This is a genomic window from Fulvimarina thalattae (assembly GCF_040239565.1).
Lineage (GTDB): Bacteria > Pseudomonadota > Alphaproteobacteria > Rhizobiales > Rhizobiaceae > Fulvimarina.
In genome coordinates this window covers 100,611-116,392 of the sequence record NZ_JBEHWS010000009.1, presented here as the reverse complement: position 1 = coordinate 116,392, position 15,782 = coordinate 100,611, and the positions used below count along the sequence as shown (strand labels likewise).

Annotated in this window: 13 protein-coding genes and 1 tRNA gene; 10 read left to right on the top strand and 4 right to left on the bottom strand. The window is 61.1% G+C overall.

Annotation, left to right across the window (positions count from 1 at the left end; translation table 11 throughout):
• Positions 1-41 precede the first annotated feature (41 nt).
• A tRNA-Glu gene (locus tag ABRA89_RS13035) sits at positions 42-117 on the top strand.
• A 417-nt stretch (positions 118-534) separates the two neighbouring features.
• Positions 535-1,095, top strand: coding sequence for a MerR family transcriptional regulator (locus tag ABRA89_RS13030; RefSeq protein ID WP_349941928.1), 561 nt, complete (start codon positions 535-537; stop codon positions 1,093-1,095).
• Positions 1,096-1,133: 38 nt separating this feature from the next.
• On the opposite strand, the gene ABRA89_RS13025 is transcribed toward ABRA89_RS13030, so the two are convergent.
• Both ABRA89_RS13025 and dgcA read right to left on the bottom strand, forming a co-directional pair.
• On the bottom strand, positions 1,134-1,769 hold the full coding sequence (locus tag ABRA89_RS13025; protein ID WP_349941927.1) for a DedA family protein: 636 nt from the start codon (positions 1,767-1,769) through the stop codon (positions 1,134-1,136).
• A gap of 141 nt (positions 1,770-1,910) precedes the next feature.
• On the bottom strand, positions 1,911-2,891 hold the full coding sequence (gene dgcA / locus ABRA89_RS13020; protein ID WP_349941926.1) for an N-acetyl-D-Glu racemase DgcA: 981 nt from the start codon (positions 2,889-2,891) through the stop codon (positions 1,911-1,913).
• Positions 2,892-3,125: 234 nt separating this feature from the next.
• On the opposite strand from dgcA, the gene ABRA89_RS13015 reads away from it, so the two are divergent.
• The 7 genes from ABRA89_RS13015 (at position 3,126) to cobO (ending at position 10,608) form a co-directional block, all read left to right on the top strand.
• On the top strand, positions 3,126-4,310 hold the full coding sequence (locus tag ABRA89_RS13015) for an ABC transporter permease (protein WP_349941925.1): 1,185 nt from the start codon (positions 3,126-3,128) through the stop codon (positions 4,308-4,310).
• Positions 4,311-4,314: 4 nt separating this feature from the next.
• Positions 4,315-5,184, top strand: coding sequence for an ABC transporter ATP-binding protein (locus ABRA89_RS13010; protein WP_349941924.1), 870 nt, complete (start codon positions 4,315-4,317; stop codon positions 5,182-5,184).
• Entirely contained in the window at positions 5,184-8,000 is a 2,817-nt protein-coding gene (locus ABRA89_RS13005) for an MlaD family protein (RefSeq protein WP_349941923.1), read from the top strand. The genes ABRA89_RS13010 and ABRA89_RS13005 overlap by 1 nt, the downstream gene beginning before the upstream one ends.
• 178 nt (positions 8,001-8,178) lie before the next feature.
• Positions 8,179-8,760, top strand: a complete 582-nt coding sequence (locus ABRA89_RS13000; RefSeq protein ID WP_349941922.1) for an ABC-type transport auxiliary lipoprotein family protein — start codon at positions 8,179-8,181, stop codon at positions 8,758-8,760.
• 7 nt (positions 8,761-8,767) lie between these two features.
• Complete coding sequence (gene cobU, locus ABRA89_RS12995) at positions 8,768-9,310, top strand: bifunctional adenosylcobinamide kinase/adenosylcobinamide-phosphate guanylyltransferase (protein ID WP_349941921.1); 543 nt, start codon at positions 8,768-8,770, stop codon at positions 9,308-9,310.
• A gap of 207 nt (positions 9,311-9,517) precedes the next feature.
• Complete coding sequence (locus ABRA89_RS12990; RefSeq protein WP_349941920.1) at positions 9,518-9,937, top strand: GNAT family N-acetyltransferase; 420 nt, start codon at positions 9,518-9,520, stop codon at positions 9,935-9,937.
• Positions 9,938-9,969: 32 nt separating this feature from the next.
• Positions 9,970-10,608 (top strand): cob(I)yrinic acid a,c-diamide adenosyltransferase, encoded by a 639-nt coding sequence (cobO, locus tag ABRA89_RS12985; protein ID WP_349941919.1) that lies wholly within the window; start codon positions 9,970-9,972, stop codon positions 10,606-10,608.
• A gap of 39 nt (positions 10,609-10,647) precedes the next feature.
• Here the strand turns inward: cobO and ABRA89_RS12980 are convergent, their stop codons facing one another.
• Complete coding sequence (locus ABRA89_RS12980) at positions 10,648-11,739, bottom strand: cation diffusion facilitator family transporter (RefSeq protein ID WP_349941918.1); 1,092 nt, start codon at positions 11,737-11,739, stop codon at positions 10,648-10,650.
• Positions 11,740-11,933: 194 nt separating this feature from the next.
• A complete protein-coding gene (locus ABRA89_RS12975) occupies positions 11,934-12,602 on the bottom strand; it encodes a MarC family protein (RefSeq protein ID WP_349941971.1) in 669 nt (222 codons plus the stop codon).
• Positions 12,603-12,907: 305 nt separating this feature from the next.
• Here ABRA89_RS12975 and gyrA point away from each other — a divergent pair, with 305 nt between their 5' ends.
• Positions 12,908-15,658, top strand: a complete 2,751-nt coding sequence (gene gyrA / locus ABRA89_RS12970; RefSeq protein WP_463671296.1) for a DNA gyrase subunit A — start codon at positions 12,908-12,910, stop codon at positions 15,656-15,658.
• Positions 15,659-15,782 lie beyond the last annotated feature (124 nt).

Genomic DNA, 15,782 nt, shown 5'->3' with positions numbered 1-15,782 from the left:
GCGTCCGCCGCGACCGCCTTCTATGTGAGCCTCGTCGGAACGCTCCCATCGTCTAGCGGTCTAGGACGCCGCCCTCTCACGGCGGAAACACGGGTTCGAGTCCCGTTGGGAGTACCATCACCCTTCTGAATGTCTGTTGCGTTGCTTCGAAAAGTCGAAGCCTCCTCGGCGTTCACACGCAATTCGATCCTTTCTCGTAACGCATTGATTTGTGACCGGCTTTGCTCATTCGTTCGGTTGGGCGAGCCCAGCCGCGAACTCGGCGTAGTTTCACAAAGAAATGATCGGACTGTACCCGCCAATTTCAGCTTTGAGTCCGAGTGTTGGTGAGGTCTCTACAGGCACCGGGTTATCGCCGCGGCAGGCTGCCGTCACGTCGTTCAGGCTTCGAAATTGCAACACATTCAAGTTCTTGCTCAGATCACGAAACGTCGGGTCAAACTTGATGTGTGTCCGATGGCGAAATACTGATTGGGTTCAATCCAATGGAAATTAGTTAGGAAAATGGACGCAAGACGGGCACGCAGAAACGGATTGCGGAAGATCGGCGAGGTCGCCGCATTATTCAGTACGACACCGCGCACGCTCCTCTACTATGAGGAGCAGGGCATCCTCGCGCCAACGAAGACGACCAAGGGTACTCGCATGTACAGTCAGGCCGACCTGCGTCGGTTCGCGACTGCCCAGGAGCTGTCCAGCCTTGGCGTTCCTCTACGCACCGTCCGCGACCTTGTTTCGATTGCGAGAATAAATCCCTGTCCCAAGGACACGGCTGTCAAGCAGTCACTCATCCTGAACGAGCTGGCGGGTAAGCTACGCGACAAAATCCAGCGTATCGACCTGATCGCCGCCGATATCGAGGCTGCGCGAGACCTACTGAATTCGAAGGGCACGGAAATCTCTGGGCTCGACGTCGGCGAAGGCACCGGAACATGGAATGTCGTTTCAGAGGAAGGCGGGTTTTTGGGTGTCGCTCCGCGAATCTTCTCTCTTTTGCAGAAGGAAGATGATCTAAGCGCGGTTACAACGCTGGCAGATAATGACTTCGATAACGAGCGGGATGATCCCGTACGGTATTCGAGCAATTCTCATTGATCGCCGGTCGCTCGCTCGCTGTGAGTAGCGCCGAAGGGTCAGCTCTTGTTTTCCGATACTGACTGGTTTTGAGCGCGGGCCTTCTCACGGCGGCGTGCGAGCCGTGCGCGGACGATCGGACCCCATTGCCGATAGCCGAAATAGATGGCGATCGAGGTTGCGACGACGCCAAGAAAGATCGCGACACCGGTCTCGACAATCGCCATTTGAGTAAACAGCGTCTGAATCGAGTAGCCGAAGACGTAGCCCAGTGTCGTAAAGAGGCTCGCCCAGATTCCCGCGCCGATGAAATTGAGGATCGTGAAGCGGACAAGGCCGATCCGGGACATGCCAAGCGCGATAAGTCCGGGCATCCGCAGGCCGTAGATGTATCGATTTACGATCACGAAATACGCCTGATAACGCTCGACCAGACGCAGCGCCTTCGAGAACCGTTCGTGGTCGCGCCAGGGACGAACCCAGCGATGGTTCGAGGCGTATCGGCCGAACAGGAAGACGGCCAGATCGCCGAAGAACGAGCCAACGAAGGCAAGCGTGATCATGAGCTGGAACGGATAGGTCCCGCGATAGGCCAGAAAGCCTCCGATAATCGCGAAGACTTCGCCCTCAAAGAACGTGCCCGCAAGCACGATGAGCGGGCCGAACTGGCTGATGAGACTGAGGATTTCGTACAAGACAGATCCAGAAACTCACTCGCGGCGGAGTGTAACAACCTACCGGATGAATGTTGAGTTTTGACGGCAGCGCACCCGCAGCCTGATCGCGCAAATAGGCCGTTCGCCCTCCGGTTGGAAGATGCAAGCCTAAAGCTGTGATCATCCCCAGAGTTCGGGAGGCGGCGGTGACATCATGGAATGGGTGTAGTGAATACCGTGCTCACGGTCTTTCGCGATGAGGAGCGGACCGTCGAGGTCGACCACGTCGGCTTCCTGAGCCAGAAGAGAAGCAGGTGCCATGGCCAGGGAGCTTCCCACCATGCAGCCGATCATCACGCCGAAGCCGAGTTCTCGCGCCCTGCCCATCATTTTCAAAGCTTCGGTCAGCCCACCGGTCTTGTCGAGCTTGATGTTCACGAAATCGTATTTTCCTAAAAGGCCCTCCAGATCGGCGGTCGTATGAACCGACTCGTCGGCACAGATCGGCACCGGGTGGGGCATCGTCGCCAGCATGTCGTCCTGTCCTGCCGGAAGCGGCTGTTCGATGAGAACCGCGCCGCCGCGGGTCGCCTCGAGCAAATGGGGGTTCAGGCATTCAGCGTCCCATCCCTCATTGGCATCGAGGATCAGCCGCGCCCCTCGAGCGGCGGCATGAACAGCGCGGATGCGCTCGACGTCGTTCTTGGTGCCCATCTTGACCTTCAGGATGTGGCGGTCTGCCGCGCGGGCCGCCGAACCCATGACGCCCGGCTGGTCCAGGCTGATCGTGAATGCGGTCTCTAGCGGCCGTGGGAACTGACTGCAGATAAGAGAGGAGACCGGCGTTCCTGAAAGCTTGGCTTCGAGATCCCAAAACGCGCAATCAACTGCATTGCGGGCCGCTCCCGCAGGCAGTCTCTCCTGAAGGCCGTGGCGATCGAGACCATTCGCGATCTCATCCGAAAGAGAGTTGATCGTCGCGCAAACGCTATCGATGGTCTCGCCATAGCGGCCATAGGGCACGCATTCGCCGCGCCCTTTCTTTCCGTCCTGTTCAAGCTCGGCGACCACGACCACCGCTTCGCTCTTAGCGCCGCGCGCGATCCTGAATTCTTTCGCCAGGGGAAAGCGCTCCACTGTGACTGAAAGACGACTGCCCATTCGAATTCGCTCCATCGCAAGCCTGAGCCCCTGATTTTGCCTTAACAGGCGGTAAACAATGAGGCCGCGATTTGTCATCTAGGTAAGATGATCGAATGCGCGAGCCGTGCCGGACAATGAAAAGGCTGGTACAGCATCTGCGGCGTAAATCCGCTAGTTGGGCCGGAACGGGACTTACGGTCGGCGGGATTGCGAAGAGGGGATAGGCGGGCCCGACAGTCCGTACGAAGGGGTATGGCGACAGCGACGACTTCAAAGACTGCCGGCAACCGAGCATCCGGCGCGAATGCGCCCAGCCTGCGCGGCGAGCGCCGTGACGGCACGCTTGTACTTGAAGCAGCCGGCGACTGGCTCTCGCGTACGGTCGGATCAATCGAGGCCGATCTGGAGAAGACGGCACATGCCGACCTCGGCTCGAAGGTCTCCATGGACCTGTCCAAGGTCGGTCAGATCGATACGGCTGGCGCGTTTGTGCTGGAGCGCCTGAAACGCGCTCTTGCTGCAGACCGTCAGGGCGTCGAACTCGAAGGTATGGCCGAGCGGAACACCGCGCTTTTCGCCGCCGTCGGCCGTGCCATGGACCGCGAGCGCCCCGTGCGCCAGCGGGGCCGCTCCAACATTCTTACCGATGCTGTTGCCGCCGTCGGCGCATTCGTCTTCGGTATCAAGGACGAGATCGTCAACGGCCTCAATCTGATCGGCGGCGCCATGTACGGGGCCGGGAGCCGTATCTCCGGCCGCACGCAGACCAGGCCCGCCGCAATCTTCAATCAGGTCGATCAGATGGGCGTGAAGGCGATTCCCATCATCGTCCTCATCACCTTCCTCGTCGGCGGCATTATCGCCCAGCAGGGCGCTTTCCAGCTGCGCCGCTATGGCGGCGAGGTCTATGCGGTCAATCTGATCAGCATTCTCGTCCTGCGTGAGATCGGCGTGCTGCTTGCCGCGATCATGATCGCAGGCCGCTCCGGAAGCGCGATCTGCGCCGAGATCGGCTCGATGAAGATGCGGGAGGAGGTCGACGCGCTCCACGTGATCGGCCTCAATCCGATCGGCGTGCTCGTCTTCCCGCGCCTCGTCGCCCTTTCCATCGCTCTGCCGCTTCTCACCGTCATCGCCAATCTTGCCGCGCTGGTGGGCGGTGCGATCACGCTCAGGATCTATTCCGACATCTCGTTTCTGAACTTCGTTCAGGGCCTTCAGCAGTCGGTCGATCTTTTCACCATATTCTCCGGGCTCATCAAGGCGCCCTTCATGGCGATCCTGATCGGACTGGTGGCCGCCAGCGAGGGCATGAAGGTCGGCGGCAGTGCCGAGAGCCTGGGCCTGCGCGTCACCGCCGCAGTGGTCAAATCCATCTTTCTGGTGATTGTCATGGATGGAATTTTCGCAATCTTCTACGCCTCGATCGGACTCTAAGCCCATGCTCGCCGAAGGGACCGCACCGCAGAACGACCTTGTCGCATCGACCGCTTCGCCTGAGGACAAGTCGGGCAACGAGGTCATCATCCGGGCGCGTGGCGTGACCGTCAGCTTCGGCCCGAAGACGATCCTCAAAGATCTCGATCTCGATGTCAGGCGCGGCGAAATCATGGGCTTCGTCGGCCCCTCTGGAACCGGCAAGTCGGTGCTGCTGCGTACGATCCTAGGGCTCAATCAGAAGCAGGCCGGGACGATCGAAGTTTTCGGGGTCGACTACGAGAATGCGAACGATCGGGACAGGCTCGCCGTCGAGCGGCGCTGGGGCGTCCTCTTCCAGCACGGCGCGCTCTTCTCCTCGCTGACGGTGCTTGAAAACATTCAGGTGCCGATGCGCGAATATCTCCGGCTTTCCCCAAAGCTGATGGACGAGCTTGCGCGCCTGAAGATCGATCTCGTCGGGCTCGCGCAGGACGCGGCCGACAAATATCCGTCCGAACTCTCCGGCGGCATGATCAAGCGCGCGGCGCTTGCAAGAGCGCTCTCCCTCGATCCGGATATCGTCTTCCTCGACGAGCCCACCTCCGGCCTCGATCCGATCGGCGCCGCCGATTTCGACGAACTCATCATGACCCTGCGCGATACGCTGGGTCTCAGTGTCTACATGGTCACGCACGACCTCGACAGCCTCTTCCAGGCCTGCGACCGCATCGCGGTGCTTGGCGAGCGGAAGGTGCTCGTCGAAGGCCCGCTCTCGACCATGCTCGAATACGATCACCCCTGGGTGAAATCCTACTTTCACGGCAAGCGCGCCCGTACGGTCGTTCACAACGGCACATCGCCGGCGCAAGCCAAGCCGAATGGAGCCGGTTGATGGAAACCAAAGCCAATTATGTCCGCGTCGGGATCTTCACGATCACCGTGCTCGCTCTCGCGTTTGGCTTCGTCTACTGGTCGGTTCTCGCCACCCAGGGCACGACCCGCGTTCCGCTTCTTGTGCGCATCGCCGGTTCCGTGACGGGCTTGCAGCAGGGCAGTCAGGTGCAGTTCAACGGCCTGCCGGTCGGTTCGGTCCAGAGACTGGAGCTCGACCCCAACAACCCGCGGGTGGTGATCGCTTCCACAACGGTCGAGCCGGGCCTGCCGATCTCCGAATCGACGGATGCCAACCTCGTCGCCAACCCGCTGACCGGCTACAGCTATATCGAGCTTCGCGGTGGTCAGATCGATCAGGAAAGCCTGCTTGATCAGGCGGCGGAGCAGGGCACGACAGCGGTGATCACCGCGTCTCCTTCGGAGGTCACCGACATCCTGCAAACGGCCCGCGACATCGCCGAGCGTGCCAACAATATCATGACCCAGTTCGAAGAGGTTGTCGGAACGGTCGGCCCGTCGGTTCAGGAAAGCGCCCGTAATATCACGGACATCACCGGCAATGTTTCGGCTTTCACCGACTCTCTCGCCGATAACACCGACGACATCGATCAATTTATTGCTCGGCTGAGCGACCTTGCCGAAAGCGCGAATACGGTGGCCCAGCGGCTTCCCGATGCGATCGAGAACGTGCAGGCGATCCTCAATGCCGTGGATCCGGCTCAGATCAGCTCGATCGTCGACAATGTCAGTGCGACGACGGTCTCGATCCGTGACGGCGCGGAGAACCTCAATGCAGTGACGGAAGCGGTCCAGAATGCAGCCGCCGGCGTCAGCCAGATCGGCGAGACGATCCAGCGCAATGCCGATGGCATCGATGCCTTCATCGGCAATCTCGGCCCGCTGTCGGAGACTGCAACTTCCGTCGCCCGTCAGCTCGACACGACGGTGAGTTCGGCGAACGAGATCATCGCGGCTGTCGATCCGCAGCAGGTCTCGGATACCCTCTCAGGCGTTTCGTCGACCGCGACCAATCTCGCCGCCGTTTCCGAGACGGTCAGCAATCAGCGCGAAGCCATCGAATCGGCGATCACCAGCGCTTCGAACACCATGCAGAATATCGATGCCGTGACTGGCACGATTGCCGCCCGCACCGACCAGATCGACACGCTCCTCTCGCGCCTCGATCCGATCTCGGACAGCATCGGTACGCTCTCGACGCAGCTCACCGATACCGCCTCGCGGATTGGCGAGGTCGTCTCTTCGGTCGATCCGGGCCAGGTTACGGATACGCTCGACGGCCTCTCGTCGACGGCATCCAACCTCTCCGCGATCACCGACACGATTTCGAATGCGCGCGACACGATCACCGAGTTCCTGTCGCGGGCTTCGGACGCAGCGGCGGACGTCAACCGCGTGACGACCACCATTGCGTCTCGGTCCGAAGCGCTGGGAACGGCACTCGACCGCATCGACCCGATCACCGCATCGGCTGTGACAGCGGCGGACAATCTCAGCCAGACCGGCGAGCGCGCGAACCAGCTTCTGGCGGGCATCGATCCGCAACAGATCAGTGATACCGTCGATGGCCTCTCGTCGACGGCTCAGAACCTCTCCGCCGTCAGCGAGACGGTGTCCGCCCAGCGCGAGGCGATCCAGAGTGCCATCACTGGCGCCTCGAACACGCTTCAGAACGTGAGCGCCGTCAGTGATACGATCGCAGCCCGCCGCGATCAGATCGACACGCTGCTCTCGCGGCTCGATCCGATCTCGCAATCGGTCCAGAACGCCAGCGGCGCGATCGAGACAACCGCCAATCAGGCGCGTCAGGTCATCGCCTCTGTCGATCCGGAGGAGATTTCGAACACGGTCGACAGTCTGTCCTCGACGGCCCAGAATCTGTCGGCGGTGTCGGACACGGTCGCCCAGCAGCGCGAGCAGATCTCGACGGCAATTTCCGGCGCGTCGAACCTCATCCAGAACATCAACCGTATTTCGACGACGGTCGCCAATCGCGGCGAGGAGATCGACGCGGCGCTCGCGAATATCCAGCCGATCACCGAGTCCCTGCGCGATGCGAGCGGGCGACTGTCCGCGACCGTGGACAAGGCGGGCAACTTCGTCGATCGGATCGATACGGATCAGCTGAACAATTCGATCGACCAGATCGGCAATCTGGCTGAGACGATCGGTTCGAAATCGGAGACAATCGATTCCATCATCGATGGTGTGGATACCGCCGTCGCCTCACTGACCACGGCGCTCAACGGCTTCGACCAGACCCGGCAGCAGCTCGACAGCATCCTCAACGAGGTCGAGCCGCAGCTCGTCAACAATGCGGTGAGCAATGTCTCGAGTGCGACGAACAATATCGCGCGGGCGGCCGACAGCATCGGGCGCGTGGGCGACATCATCAACGAGCGGCAGGACGAGATCGACGAGATCCTCACAAACGCCAATATCACGAGCCGGCAGGTAGCGGCGGCCTCCGGCCAGCTGGATACGGTGATCACCTCGGTGAACCGCCTTCTGAACGGCAGCGATGCCGGGCGGCCACTCGGCGTGGAAGTGACCGAGGCTCTGAGAGCGATCCGCAACACCGCGCAATCGGTTCAGGGGCAGGTCGGGCCGCTGTCGGCGAACATCCAGAACCTCTCCGATTCGACGCGGCGCGAGGTTCAGGCGCTGACAAGACAGCTCAATCAGACGGTCGACCGCATAGGCCGGGCCGTCGACGATATCGCCAGCGATCCGAGTCAGGTGATCTTTGGCGGCGAATCCGACGTGAGAACCTATGACGGCCGTAGGCGTCGCTGATCGGCAACACTGTGGCATGGCTCTTGCGCCGGGGCGTGAAAGCCGGCCGCGAGTACCTTAAGACAGGAGATGCGCAGGCTCGCTGCCATTGTCGTGGAGCAGGGGCTCGCGCAGTGTTAGCGGTCGCGTGGCCTAAGCCATCCCGGCATTTGTTCTTGGTTGTTTCGAGGGAAACGGCATGATGCGCGTTTCACGACTGATTGTTCTGGCGATAACGCTTCTCGGGCTCGGGGCGTGCACGCAACCTCTCGAAACCTTCGAGATTTCGGCTCCGCCGCTCGGGCGGTCTGCGCCTGGGACGACCCGCGCCCAGCTGCTGATTCCTGAGCCGACCGCCATCAAGACGATCGATTCGGACCGGATCGTCGTGAAGCCGACGCCCTATTCGGTAGAATATCTGGCTGACAGCCAGTGGAGCGATCGTCTGCCGCGCATGGTGCAGCTGCGGCTTCTTCAGGCTTTTGAGAACACGGGGCAGGTCGGTGCCGTCGGCGTGCCGGGGCAGGGCCTCGCGATCGACTACCAGATCATTCTCGAAATCCGCCGCTTCGAGATCGACGTCGTCAACGGCCGTCAGGCGGTGATCGAGATTTCGGTGAAGGCGCTCAACGATCGGAACGGTACGGTTCGCCGCACGCAGATATTCACCGGCCGTGCACCCGTTGCGGGAAGCGGAAATTCCGCTTTCGTCTCCGCTCTCGACCGCGCCTTCGATCAGGTGTCCTCAGAAATCGTCGCCTGGACGCTGGCACTCGTCTGAGGCGGGCATGGCCTCCGACACACCTGAAATCCTCTTCGTTCTGGGCGGTGCTCGCTCCGGCAAGAGCGCCTATGCCGAAACGCGCGCCAGGAAAACGGGCCTCGATCCCATTTATCTCGCGACGGCACAGGCTTTCGACGACGAGATGCGAGCACGCGTTACGCAACACCGCGCCGATCGCGCGGCGGACGGGTGGACCACCATCGAGGAGCCGCTCGACCTCGGCGAAACCATCCTGGCTGAGATTGGCGATGGTTACATTCTGCTCGTCGACTGCCTGACCCTCTGGGTGAGCAATCTGATGATGGCGGAGCGCGATGTTTCGGATGAGATCGACCAGTTGATCGAAGCGCTCCGGAGCAAACCCGCAGGCCGAGTGATCTTCGTTTCGAACGAAACCGGCCTCGGCATCGTGCCGGACAATGCGATGGCCCGTGCCTTCCGCGATCACGCCGGGCGGCTCAACCAGCGGATTGCCGAGATTGCCGACGAAGTCGTCTTCGTAGCAGCCGGTCTTCCGATGGTGCTCAAGCCGAAGAAGTCAGTTTAGCTCACCGTCCGCTGGCGGTCTGGAAATCGGAATACCGGTGCGAGCGGCTGCGAATGCTGCAACGCAGCGGCTTTTTCGGCTTATCACCATGGCGTTTCGCGCCTAAGAGAAGCGCCTCCGGACGCGCTTAGCTTCGTCCCCGAGCGCTGAGGTGCGCTGGCAGGGTGATCGAACGACGTTTCCCAAGCATCTTTCGCAAGGGACCCAATGGCTATCAGTATCGAACCCGTGGATATGGCGGATCTGGAGACGCGCGCCAATCTCGTGCGTCCTTTCGCTGAGCCGCAGGTCGCCCGACGTTTCGCCTATTCGCCGGTGTATTTCGGCTTTGCCCTGATGGACGATGACGGCGCTGACGGAGGAATTGCCGGTCAGCTCTATTGGGACTGGATGGTTATCGAGAACATCAGCGTTCCCGCTCGCTGGCGGGGCCTGGGTCTCGGCAGGGCGCTGATCGAGACGGCGGAAGCATCGGCGCGCGAAACAGGATGCGTTGGGGCTTGGGTCTCCACCTATTCCTTTCAGTCCCCCGGCTTTTATCTCAGCATGGGTTATCAGATCTTCGGCCGGCTTCCGTCCTATCCGGACGAACAGGAGCGGTTATTCCTCTCCAAGCTTTTCGGTTAGTGTCCGGCTCAATGACCCCGGGAAGAGATTCGATGGCCGAGAAATCCAAGATCACCGACAGCATGAGCGACGAGGAACTCAACGCACGTCACGCCGAGAAGATGAAAAAGAAGAAGGCGGCTCGCGACAAGATCGTTGCGACGAAGACCGTCGAGAAGGGCCTCGTCATCGTCCATACCGGAAAGGGCAAGGGCAAGTCGACCGCGGCCTTCGGCCTTGTCTTCCGCGCCATCGGCAACGGTATGAAGGTGGGCATCGTCCAGTTTGTCAAAGGCAAATGGGAGACGGGCGAGCGCGTGGCGCTGGAGAAGTTCGCCGACCAGATCACCATTACAGCGATGGGCGACGGCTTTACCTGGGAAACCCAGGATCGCCAGCGCGATATCGAAGCTGCGCGCCAGGCCTGGGAACGGGCGAAAGCGATGATCATGGACGAGGAGCATGATCTCGTCCTCCTCGATGAACTCAATATCGTGCTGCGCTACGACTATCTCGATCTCAACGAGATAATCGAGTTCCTGAAGCAGAAGCCCGAGATGAAGCATGTCGTCGTCACCGGGCGGAACGCCAAGGACGAACTCGTCGATTTCGCCGATCTCGTCACCGAGATGACCATGGTGAAGCACCCGTTCCGCTCAGGCGTGAAGGCACAGAAGGGAATTGAGTTCTAGCGGCTGGTTTCATCCGGCCTGCGGTGAGGTCTGAGAATTTCAGCTGGTTGCGCCTTCGCCTTCATAGGGATTGGCGAAGCGCTCGTGGCCTGACTGAGACTGAACCTCGACGAAGACCTTCCGCACCATCTTGTAGTTCCGCTTCACCTGTTCCTCGATCTCCGTAACGATCCGCTCGATTGTCTGGGAAACCACGTCGTCCTTGAAGTCGACGCTCATCGTCATCAGAACGTCGTTCGGCCCAAGGTGAAGCGTGCGCAGTTCGTTGATTGCGATGATCTCGTCGCGCCGCCCGACCATTTCCTGAATCTTCTTTTCCACGTCCGGGTCAGCCGTTTCGCCGACCAAAAGCCCCTTCACTTCAATGGCCAGCAGAATGGCCGTGAGGCCGAGCACGATGCCGACGACGATCGAGCCGATGGCGTCGTAGACGTGACTTCCGGTCAACCAGGAAAGGCCTACGGCGATCGCCGCGATGATGATGCCGAGGCAAGCGGCCGAGTCCTCAAAGAGAACGACGAAGATCGACGGGTCCTTCAGACGCTGGAAATCTTTCCAGAAGCTGCCTCCCTTGCGGCGATCCTGGAATTCCTTCCATGCGATCGTCCAGGAATAACCTTCGAAACAGAAGGCGATGAAGAGGACACCAAGCGCGATGGAGGGCGATGTGAGCCCCTCGCTCTCGCTTGCCAGCAAGCCAGCAACGCCCTCGTAGATCGAGACGCCCGAGCCGAGGGCGAACAGGAAGATCGCGACCATGAAGGCCCAGAAATAGATTTCCGAGCCGTATCCGAAGGGATGCTTTTCGTCGGCAGGCTTCTTGGCGCGCTTCAATCCGACCAGCAGGAGCGCCTGATTGGTCGTATCGATGACCGAGTGAATACCCTCTGCGAGCATCGCCGAAGAACCGGTGAAGAGCGCGGCACCGAATTTCGTGATCGCGATACCGAGATTGGCGAACAGCGCGGCGAAGATGGTCTTCTTGCTGCCCGACTCGTCTTCGTCCTCTTGCTCCTGCTTGCTCTGGGCATTGCTGTCGGAATCGCGAGGCTTAAGCCGGCGCTTTCTCTGCTCGCCGCCGAATGCGCTCTTCTCGCCGGAGAGTTCGCGTTGGCTCAGATATTTGCCCATTGCGGACCTCCTTCGACATCGCCTCGCTGAAGGCGCGGAGCTAGAATTTCGTCGTCGGCGGAGGCTGAAACCTGAAGCCGCCGGCTCCCGCGCCGAGAACTTTTTGAGTCAGGTGACCAAATGCGGCGGATCGGCAAGGCAAGAGCCCTGAATTTCTCGCAGCATTCAGTTAGCCGGGAGTGGTCTTCGTCGCCTTACGTTGCCGTGCCACCGCTTTCGCCGATCGAGAACAGGGCGCCGATTCCATCTGCGACGAACTGCACGGCGAGTGCGGCCAGGATTACGCCGAGGACACGCGAGATCACACCCCGGCCGGTCGCACCGAGGAGATCGTCGAGCCGGTGGGCGAAGGACAGGGCGGCGCAGGTGATGAGCAATGTCACGGCGATGACCGCCACGACGCTCGCCTTGCCGACGGCGCTCGGCAGTTGGCCTGAAAGAAGGATGACGGCAGCGATTGCGCCGGGGCCGGCGATGAGTGGAATCGCCAGCGGAAAGGCGGCCACATCGGCATCCTCACCGGGCTCGTCGTCCTTTTCCGCGACAGCCTTCGTCGCGCTCTTACCCTTGCGCTCGTTGCGCCGCTCGAAGACGAGCTCGAAGCCGATCACGAAGAGAAAAAGCCCGCCGGCGACACGGAAGGCACCGAGCGAAATCCCAAGCGCTTCGAGCAGCGTGAGGCCCAGAAGCGCGAAGACCGTGAGAATGAAGAAGGCTATCAGACAGCCCTTCCAGGCCATCTTCATTCGAGCTTTTCGCGATATGCCAGGCGTAAGCGCGAGATAGACCGGGATCAGGCCGAGCGGATCGACGATGACGAACAGCGTCACGAAGCCGTTGAGAAGAAGATCGACCATCGCCATGTTCCGTTTGAAGCGGGTCTCGACTGAGAACATGGAAAGAAGATCGGTGGCAAGTCTTGCGCCTCTTTCGACCTTTCACTCATGCGGACTGACAAGAAGCTTTGGATAGCTTCATAAGGCGGCCGGATAGGGCCTCCAAAGGTTTGCGCTGACGGACTCCTTCGGGCTATAGCAAGCCCACGAATTCGCATCGATTTCTGGACATATCCTTGGCTGACGACAACGACGACTTGACGCCTCCCGACGAGCCGACCGGCGGGCCGCCGGAAGGCAGCGGCATCGGCACGGTCTCCATCATCGAAGAAATGCAGCGCAGCTATCTCGATTACGCCATGAGTGTGATCGTGAGTCGCGCGCTGCCGGACGTGCGCGATGGCCTGAAGCCGGTGCATCGACGCATTCTCTATGCCATGCATGAGATGGGCCTTACCTCGACCCGGCCGTACCGCAAATCGGCCGGTGTGGTCGGCGAGGTGATGGGTAAATACCATCCACACGGCGACTCGGCGATTTACGATGCGCTGGTGCGCATGGCGCAGGACTGGTCGCTGCGCGACCGGCTCATCGAGGGGCAGGGCAATTACGGCTCGATCGACGGAGATCCGCCGGCAGCCATGCGTTACACCGAGTGCCGGCTGCGCAAGATTTCCGATGCTCTACTCGCGGACATCGACAAGGAAACCGTCGATTTCCAGGAAAACTACGACGGCCGCGAGATGGAGCCGGTGGTCCTGCCGGCCGGGTTCCCGAATCTTCTCGTCAACGGCTCCGGCGGCATTGCTGTCGGCATGGCGACGAATATACCGCCGCACAATCTGGGCGAGGTCATCGACGGTTGCGTCGCGCTGATCGACAATCCGTCGATCACGTTGCCTGAGATGATGGAGATCATTCCGGGACCGGACTTCCCGACTGGCGCTGTGTTGCTGGGCAAGGCAGGCATCCAGGCGGCCTATTCGACGGGCCGCGGCTCTCTCCTGATGCGCGGCAAGGTTCATACCGAAACGATCCGCGCCGATCGCGAGGCGATCATCGTCACCGAGGTTCCCTATCAGGTGAACAAGGCGACGATGATCGAGAAGATGGCGGAGCTCGTGCGCGACAAGCGTATCGAGGGCATTTCCGACATTCGCGACGAGTCCGACCGAGACGGCTATCGCGTCGTCGTCGAGTTGAAGCGCGATGCGACGGCCGATGTCGTTCTCAACCAGCTCTATCGCTTCACGCCGCTGCAGACCTCGTTCGGCGCCAATATGGTTGCGCTTAACGGCGGAAAGCCGGAACAGCTGACCCTGATGGACATGCTGTCGGCCTTCGTCGCGTTCCGCGAGGATGTGATCAACCGGCGTACGAAATATCTGCTGCGCAAGGCGCGCGAGCGGGCGCACGTGTTGGTTGGCCTCGCTATCGCCGTCGCCAATATCGACGAGGTTATCAAGCTCATTCGCGCCGCGCCCGATCCGGCGACCGCCCGCGAACAGCTGATGACCCGCGAGTGGGACGCCAAGGACGTTGCGCCGCTGGTCCGGCTCATCGACGATCCGCGCCACCGGATTTCCGATCAGGGCACCTATCGCCTGTCGGAAGCCCAGGCCCGCGCGATCCTCGACCTGCGGCTCCAGCGCCTCACGGCCCTCGGGCGCGACGAGATCGGCGACGAGCTCGAAAAGATCGGCGCCGAGATCAAGGACTATCTGGAGATACTCTCCTCACGCACCCGCGTGATGCAGATCATCAAGGACGAGCTCATCGCCATCCGCGACGAGTTCGCCACGCCGCGCCGCACCGAACTCTCCGAAGGCGCGGCTGATCTCGAAGACGAGGACCTGATCCCGCGCGAGGACATGGTGGTGACCGTCAGCCATGGCGGCTACATCAAGCGCGTGCCTCTCGCGACCTATCGGGCGCAGCGTCGCGGCGGCAAGGGCCGTTCGGGCATGAGCCTGAAGAACGACGAGGACTCCGTCACCCGGCTTTTCGTCGCGAACACGCATACGCCGGTGCTGTTCTTCTCCTCGCGCGGCATCGTCTACAAGGAAAAGGTCTGGCGTCTGCCGCTGACGACTCCGCAGGGTCGTGGCAAGGCGCTTGTGAACCTCCTGCCGCTCGAAAAGAACGAGCGCATCACGTCCATCCTGCCGCTGCCGAACGAGGAAGAGGCGGCCGAACGGACGAACGTCATGTTCGCCACCACCCGAGGCACGGTCCGCCGCAACAAGCTCAGCGACTTCACGAACGTGAACCGCAACGGCAAGATTGCCATGAAGCTCGACGACGATCAGGATTCGATCCTCGGCGTCGCCACCTGTTCGGAAGACGACGATGTGTTGCTCACGGCATCGTCCGGCCAGTGCATCCGCTTCCCGACCACTGATGTCCGCGTCTTCGCGGGCCGCAATTCGGTTGGGGTGCGCGGCATCTCGCTGGGCAATGGCGAGACTGTCGTCTCGATGGCGATCCTGCGCCATGTCGAGGCCTCGGCCGAAGAGCGCTCGACCTATCTCAAGATGCGTCGCGCCGTCGAAGGCGATACGAATGGCGAGACCGACAGCGATGAGGAAGTGGTCGCCGACGTTGCGATCGATCAGGAGCGTTATGCCGAACTCGGCGCGCGTGAAGAGATGATCCTCACCGTTTCGGAATTTGGCTTCGGCAAGCGCTCGTCCTCCTACGAGTTCCGCACATCAGGGCGCGGCGGCAAGGGTATCCGCGCCACCGACACGAACCGGCTCGACAAGCTGGGCGCAATCGTGGCCGGCTTTCCTGTGGAGAACGAGGATCAGCTGCTGCTCGTCACCGATCGTGGACAGGTCATCCGTGTGCCGGTCGACGGCATCGGCATGAAGGGCCGTGCGACAGGCGGCGTGACGATCTTCAAGACGGCGGACGGTGAGCGGGTGGTTTCCGTCGAGCGCATTCCGGATCAGGGCACCGATGAGACCGGCGAAGCCGATGTCATCGAAGGCGATGAACCCGATGCTGGCGGAGATGCGGTCGAACCTCGCGACGATGCGCCGGATGACGATCCGGGCGAGGAGCCGAGCGGCGAGAATTGATCCGCCCGTTCCAGCTTGATCCAAAAGAAAAGGCGCCGTTCTCGATATTCGAGAGCGGCGCCAGCTAGTTTGGAGGTCGATTGTTTACCGTCTGGAGGTCGGTGTTCTTAAAGTCTTTACCGCA

What these genes read in the sequence shown, in the direction of transcription:
- dgcA (WP_349941926.1), bottom strand. Translation starts at nt 2,891, where the DNA reads ATGGGCAGTCGTCTTTCAGTCACAGTGGAGCGCTTTCCCCTGGCGAAA.
- ABRA89_RS13015 (WP_349941925.1), top strand. Translation starts at nt 3,126, where the DNA reads ATGGCGACAGCGACGACTTCAAAGACTGCCGGCAACCGAGCATCCGGC.
- ABRA89_RS13010 (WP_349941924.1), top strand. Translation starts at nt 4,315, where the DNA reads ATGCTCGCCGAAGGGACCGCACCGCAGAACGACCTTGTCGCATCGACC.
- ABRA89_RS13005 (WP_349941923.1), top strand. Translation starts at nt 5,184, where the DNA reads ATGGAAACCAAAGCCAATTATGTCCGCGTCGGGATCTTCACGATCACC.
- ABRA89_RS13000 (WP_349941922.1), top strand. Translation starts at nt 8,179, where the DNA reads ATGATGCGCGTTTCACGACTGATTGTTCTGGCGATAACGCTTCTCGGG.
- cobU (WP_349941921.1), top strand. Translation starts at nt 8,768, where the DNA reads ATGGCCTCCGACACACCTGAAATCCTCTTCGTTCTGGGCGGTGCTCGC.
- ABRA89_RS12990 (WP_349941920.1), top strand. Translation starts at nt 9,518, where the DNA reads ATGGCTATCAGTATCGAACCCGTGGATATGGCGGATCTGGAGACGCGC.
- cobO (WP_349941919.1), top strand. Translation starts at nt 9,970, where the DNA reads ATGGCCGAGAAATCCAAGATCACCGACAGCATGAGCGACGAGGAACTC.
- ABRA89_RS12980 (WP_349941918.1), bottom strand. Translation starts at nt 11,739, where the DNA reads ATGGGCAAATATCTGAGCCAACGCGAACTCTCCGGCGAGAAGAGCGCA.
- ABRA89_RS12975 (WP_349941971.1), bottom strand. Translation starts at nt 12,602, where the DNA reads ATGGCGATGGTCGATCTTCTTCTCAACGGCTTCGTGACGCTGTTCGTC.
- gyrA (WP_463671296.1), top strand. Translation starts at nt 12,908, where the DNA reads ATGCAGCGCAGCTATCTCGATTACGCCATGAGTGTGATCGTGAGTCGC.